We start from the raw sequence: 5,081 nt of genomic DNA, 5'->3' as shown, positions 1-5,081 counted from the left end.
TGCACCGGTACAATTCCATTTCCCCTAAACTCAATTCTAATTTCCTCCTCAATCTCCTCCATCAGACTTCAGACCCTGCCTGCCGGCAGGCTTCGGCTTCAGACCTTGTATCTTTTCATTCACTGAGGATTCACTAGTGGTTCACTAAGCGTTCACTAAGGTTTGACCATCCGATACCTCCTGTCCGACTTCAGACCTCTGGCCTCCGATTTCAGACCTCCGACCTCCGACTTCATACCCCCTTTTTCCTACCCATAATTTACCAAAAATCCTCCTCTTTTCCCAATAGAATGCACTTTTACCATATTTTCAATGCCGGTGAAAGCGCAATTATCACTTTCGCAATGCTGGTAAAACGACGATTACGAAATTCGCAATGGTGGTGAATGCCGTATTATGAAATTCGTAATTGAGAAACTTGTGTTTTTCAGGAAAGAAATGAAAAAGAGGAGTAAATTCTGCGTAAAAATGGAGTTTGCTTCCTGTTCCTGCTTATCCGCATTTGACCCATGGCACGGCATAAACCCGCAAATAATACTAAATTTTTCTAGTACCCCGCATAGAAATGCAAGTATTTATTCATTTTTATCCATGTGTTATCTAAGGGTGATCTAAGGGTGATCTCAGTACTAAGACAGGGTTAAAACAGGGTGAAGCCCTGGGCATCAAAATACCATCAATCAGGCTAAAAGATGCGGGATTGTGCGAGTTAATTTCAGAGAGAAACTGGCAGCCTGATCTAAATTTCGTCAAGGGGACTAAACTTAGTTTTTACACCACTCTTTTCTCAGAACGCTTCTGACGAATAATTATCCCAATAAGCGTAGCCAGGGGAATTGCGATTAGTGAAATCGCATAGGCAGTTCCGACACCCTGTAATAGGGGCGAATAACCAAGCTTTAGTACAAAAAATAAACAAATTGCAAAAGTTGGTAAGCCTGGAGCTATATTTTGTCGAGGAACCTTCAGACCAAATGCATACCCGGCAAAGGACCATATAACCAAATCCAAAACATTATAGAAGTCAAAGATTAAGTAGACTACTTTAATTAAAGCAAGGACGAAGCCTGGGGATAATAATATAACATTAGCGTTAGATGTACTCTTATTCATGCAAGTGGTGCTTTGCAGAAATTACCTGATACTTGATACTTGATACTAGCTACCCTGCCTGCCGGCAGGCAGGTTGATACTTGCTTCCTAAGCCAATACCTCGTAAACCATCACCGCCTTAGCCTTATTCTTTAAGTTTACCTCACCTACTTTCCCGCAACTGAATGATTCTTTGGCCTTATGATATACTTCTTCTGTAATAATGATCTGACCAGCTTTTGCCACCGTTTGCAGACGCTGGGAAAGGTTCACAGCATCGCCGATAACAGTATAATCCAGCCGTTTTAGCGTTTCTGAACCGATATTTCCAGACACCATTTCACCCGAATTTATTCCGATAGAGATTTGAGGCTTGTACTTTATATTGCCCATTTCAATAGCCTCCGACTTTTCGACCTGGATTTTAACAGCCAGGGCAGCATCAATAGCACGGTCTAAATGGTAATCGCCCCTAAACACAGCCATAACCGCATCCCCCATGAATTTATCTACGTGTCCGCCTTGTGCAATAATCTCCTTTACGATCGTATCGAACAAACCATTTAAAAGCTTTACGACTGTATTTGCGGCAACTTGTTCTGTAATGGCTGTGAAGCCGCATACATCAATGAAAACAACAGTAGCTTCAAGCGTCTCATTTTTTAGCAGGCTGGTTTCGAATTCTTTGTGCGCCATGAAATTCAACACATTCTCATCCACATACATTTTCAGAATGTTGTTCTCTTTAATAGCTTGTAAGGTTTCCTGAAGCTGTTTAACGTGTAGAATGGTTTTTTCCATGGTAAGGTCCAGGTCTTCAAAATCAACTGGCTTGCACACAAAATCAAAAGCTCCACGATTCATGGCGGTGCGGATATTTTGCATATCGCCATAGGCCGAAACCACCACCGCTTTTAGCATAGGGTTCGCTTCGGGCAAGCGACTCAATAGCGTGAGCCCATCCATTACCGGCATGTTGATATCGCTGAGGATGATATCGATATCAGGATGCTCACTCACTTTTAGCAGCGCCTCTTCACCATTCTGAGCAAAAACAAACTCATAAATATTCTCCCTGATCTTACGGCGAAATTTTTGCTTAACCAGCAGTTCCAGATCTGCCTCGTCATCAACCACTAATATTTTTGCCATTTTTATGTTAGTTCCTTAAGTTTTTCTTTGAGCAGGTTAAAATCAAGCGGTTTGGTCAGGAAATCATTAGCGCCATTTGTCATAGCTTGCTGATAGTTCTCGTCATCGCCGTAGGCCGTGATCATCATTACCACCGGAGGCGGGGCAGAATAATCATGTCGTATCCTGGTCAGTAGCTCAATGCCGCTCATGCCCGGCATATTGATATCCGACAGGATAAGCACTACTTCAGAATGATTCGTCTCCAAATACCTGAGTGCTTCCTCGCCCGAAAGGGCAAAATCAAAATCAAGCTCATGACTGCGAATTTCCTTCCGAAATCGCTGTAAAAAGAGCGGCTGAACATCTGCCTCATCGTCTACTACTAATATTTTCATGGGTCTAAATATACTATTAAACCTTCAAGGGAAGGCGTACTATAAATTCTGTAAATCTACCTTCCTTGCTGTCAATATGGATGGTGCCGTCGTGAGCTTTCACTATAATATCGTAGCTGAGCGATAAGCCCAGCCCGGTACCCTGGCCTGTCGGCTTGGTAGTGAAGAATGGCTGTAATATCTTATCTTTTATATTGTCCGGGATGCCTGTGCCATTGTCCCGCACTTTGATAACGACAAAGCCATCTTCCGCGCTTGTAGTTAGTTCAAGTACAGGCTTGTAGCCTTCTTCAGGTTGTGCACTTTGGCTCCGTTCATTACAGGCATAAAAAGCATTGGTGTATAGGTTGAGTAAAACCCGTCCTACATCCTGGGGAAAGACTAAAATTTTGGGCAATGCCTGATCAAAATTAGTTATCAGCTCCGCGTTGAACGATTTATCTTTAGCTCTGAGACCATGGTAAGCCAGCCGCAAATACTCATCTGCAAGGGCGTTGATGTCAGTTGGCTCTTTGCTTGTGCTGCCAGACCGGCTATGCTGGAGCATACCCTTTACAATAGAATCTGCACGCTTGCCGTGATGGCTTATTTTCTCAAGGTTCTGCTTCACGTCAGTGGCTATCGCGAGGGCTTCTTCCTTGTCGTCGTTTGCGAGTTGGATTTCCATTTCTTCTAAGAGCTCTACGCTTACCTCAGAGAAGTTGTTCACAAAGTTCAAGGGGTTTTGAATCTCATGTGCAATTCCTGCGGTGAGCTCACCAAGGGAAGCCATTTTTTCTGACTGGATGAGCTGGGTCTGGGTTTTGCGAAGAGAAGCTAACACCTTTTTATTAATGCTAAGCTGCCGGTATAAAAACAGTGCCGATGCAACAATAAGCAATAGTGCGCCCAAAGAAGTCCAGAGAATTATGTTGCGTTGTTTGATAGTAGCTTCCTGAACTGCACGCTCCTGCTTTAGCGTAGTGATATGCTGGTTTTGCTTTTTATCCTGCTCTTCCAGTTCAAACTGGGCCACCTTTAAACTCTTATTTTCTTCCATTGAACGGTTAAGTTCAAAATATTTCGCCAAATATTGTAAAGCAAGTGCCGGTTCGTTTTTTTGGTAAAAAAAGCCTAGTTCTTTCAAATATTTAAGTTGTAGTGATTTTACATCTACTTCTACGGATTCGTCATACGCGGCAAGTAAGGAACTAGCTGCCTTTTCCTGATCATTTATTAATTGATAATATTTATAAAATGCATAATCAGCTTCTAAATCGCCACTTGTAGAAGACATTTTGTAACCGAAACGATCTATCAATGATTGAACTTCCGTTAATAACGGTAATACCAGATCAGGCTTTTGCATCTCCAGATAGACCAAGGCCTTCAGATTAATCATAATCGCATAAGTGCCGTCAGAATCAAAGTTGTTTTTTGTAAACCGAATTGCCTCATCTGCAAAATTTAACGCTTCTCTAAATCGCTTTTGCCTGGTGTTAAGCACAATTTGTGGCGTTAAACAATATGCCACGTTTCCGCTGTCTTTAAATAATTTATGTTTTGGAATGGCTTGTTTTAAATAATAATCAGCTTTTTCGTCATTGCCCCATTCTGCATAAGTTACCCCTACTACTCCAATCGCATTGTAATAATAAACTGTATCAAAAGCTTTATAAATCTTTGCAGCTTTTAAGTAATTACTTATTGCAAGGTTATAATCTGCTTTATATAAGTAATATCCTGCGATACCGTGATAGCACGCAGCTGTGTTTTCCTGCTGGCCGGTTAATAAGTAATAATTGAGTTTCTCTGTATAATATTTAAAGCGCTCATCCAGCTTACTTAAAAGGTTGTAAAGCACCCTTATTTGTAGGAGAAGCCTAAACATAACTTTTTTCTGTTTATCAAACAGCTCGATAGTTTTTTTACAGCCTATCAATGCTCTTTCTAAATCTCCGTTCCGCCATAAAAGATAGCTTTCTCTCAGCGACTTATAACCAGCTTCATCTATAACCCGGGTTTTGTTGTTTAAATCAATCAATTGATCCAAATTATTTATCATCCGTTGTGGGGGTTCGATAGAGAATTCCGGCTCCAGATCAATTAATAGTTGAAGTACTTTTATCTTTTCTGCGTCGGTAGTTTTTTTAAGCAACTCTCTTGCCAGCGAATCATATTGAGCATTGGATACATAATTTTGACAAAAAGCGGATCCGGAAATAATGAATATCGACAGGATACTTATGAGATGGAATTTGTAATAGACTCGCATTTAAACGTTATTAAGGTTAGGCAAGATAACTTTAAACTCTGTTCCCATATCTTCTTTACTGGTTACTTTTAAATCACCGCCATGTGCTTTTACAATATCATAACTCAAGCTCAACCCAAGCCCCGTGCCTTCGCCAGTTGGCTTGGTAGTGAAAAATGGCTGCATGATCTTTTCTTTAATAGCATCGGGGATGCCGCTGCCGTTGT

At 41.3% G+C, this 5,081-nt stretch carries 5 protein-coding genes; all 5 read right to left on the bottom strand.

Translation table 11 applies throughout. The features are described 5' to 3' along the window. Nucleotides 1-771 precede the first annotated feature (771 nt). Nucleotides 772-1,113, bottom strand: a complete 342-nt coding sequence (locus WKF69_RS18580) for a hypothetical protein (RefSeq protein WP_340383894.1) — start codon at nucleotides 1,111-1,113, stop codon at nucleotides 772-774. Between the two features lie 87 nt (nucleotides 1,114-1,200). Then, nucleotides 1,201-2,244, bottom strand: a complete 1,044-nt coding sequence (locus WKF69_RS18575) for an adenylate/guanylate cyclase domain-containing protein (protein WP_340383892.1) — start codon at nucleotides 2,242-2,244, stop codon at nucleotides 1,201-1,203. A 2-nt stretch (nucleotides 2,245-2,246) separates the two neighbouring features. Next, the gene (locus WKF69_RS18570) at nucleotides 2,247-2,621 is read right to left on the bottom strand and encodes a response regulator (RefSeq protein ID WP_340383890.1); all 375 of its coding nucleotides are present in this window, start codon (nucleotides 2,619-2,621) and stop codon (nucleotides 2,247-2,249) included. Between the two features lie 16 nt (nucleotides 2,622-2,637). Continuing rightward, nucleotides 2,638-4,875, bottom strand: coding sequence for an ATP-binding protein (locus tag WKF69_RS18565; RefSeq protein WP_340383888.1), 2,238 nt, complete (start codon nucleotides 4,873-4,875; stop codon nucleotides 2,638-2,640). After that, nucleotides 4,876-5,081, bottom strand: a 206-nt coding sequence (locus tag WKF69_RS18560; protein WP_340383886.1) for an ATP-binding protein, incomplete at its 5' end; no start/stop codon positions are given.

The sequence above is a fragment of the Daejeonella sp. genome, from assembly GCF_037719425.1.
In the GTDB taxonomy this organism is placed as follows: domain Bacteria; phylum Bacteroidota; class Bacteroidia; order Sphingobacteriales; family Sphingobacteriaceae; genus Daejeonella.
The sequence above is the reverse complement of the archived record's forward strand: the minus strand, read 5'-3'. Positions and strand labels throughout refer to the sequence as shown.

Bases quoted from the DNA above. Each gene is read 5' to 3' on its own strand.
- WKF69_RS18570 (WP_340383890.1), bottom strand. From the start codon at position 2,621: ATGAAAATATTAGTAGTAGACGATGAGGCAGATGTTCAGCCGCTCTTT.
- WKF69_RS18575 (WP_340383892.1), bottom strand. From the start codon at position 2,244: ATGGCAAAAATATTAGTGGTTGATGACGAGGCAGATCTGGAACTGCTG.
- WKF69_RS18565 (WP_340383888.1), bottom strand. From the start codon at position 4,875: ATGCGAGTCTATTACAAATTCCATCTCATAAGTATCCTGTCGATATTC.
- WKF69_RS18580 (WP_340383894.1), bottom strand. From the start codon at position 1,113: ATGAATAAGAGTACATCTAACGCTAATGTTATATTATTATCCCCAGGC.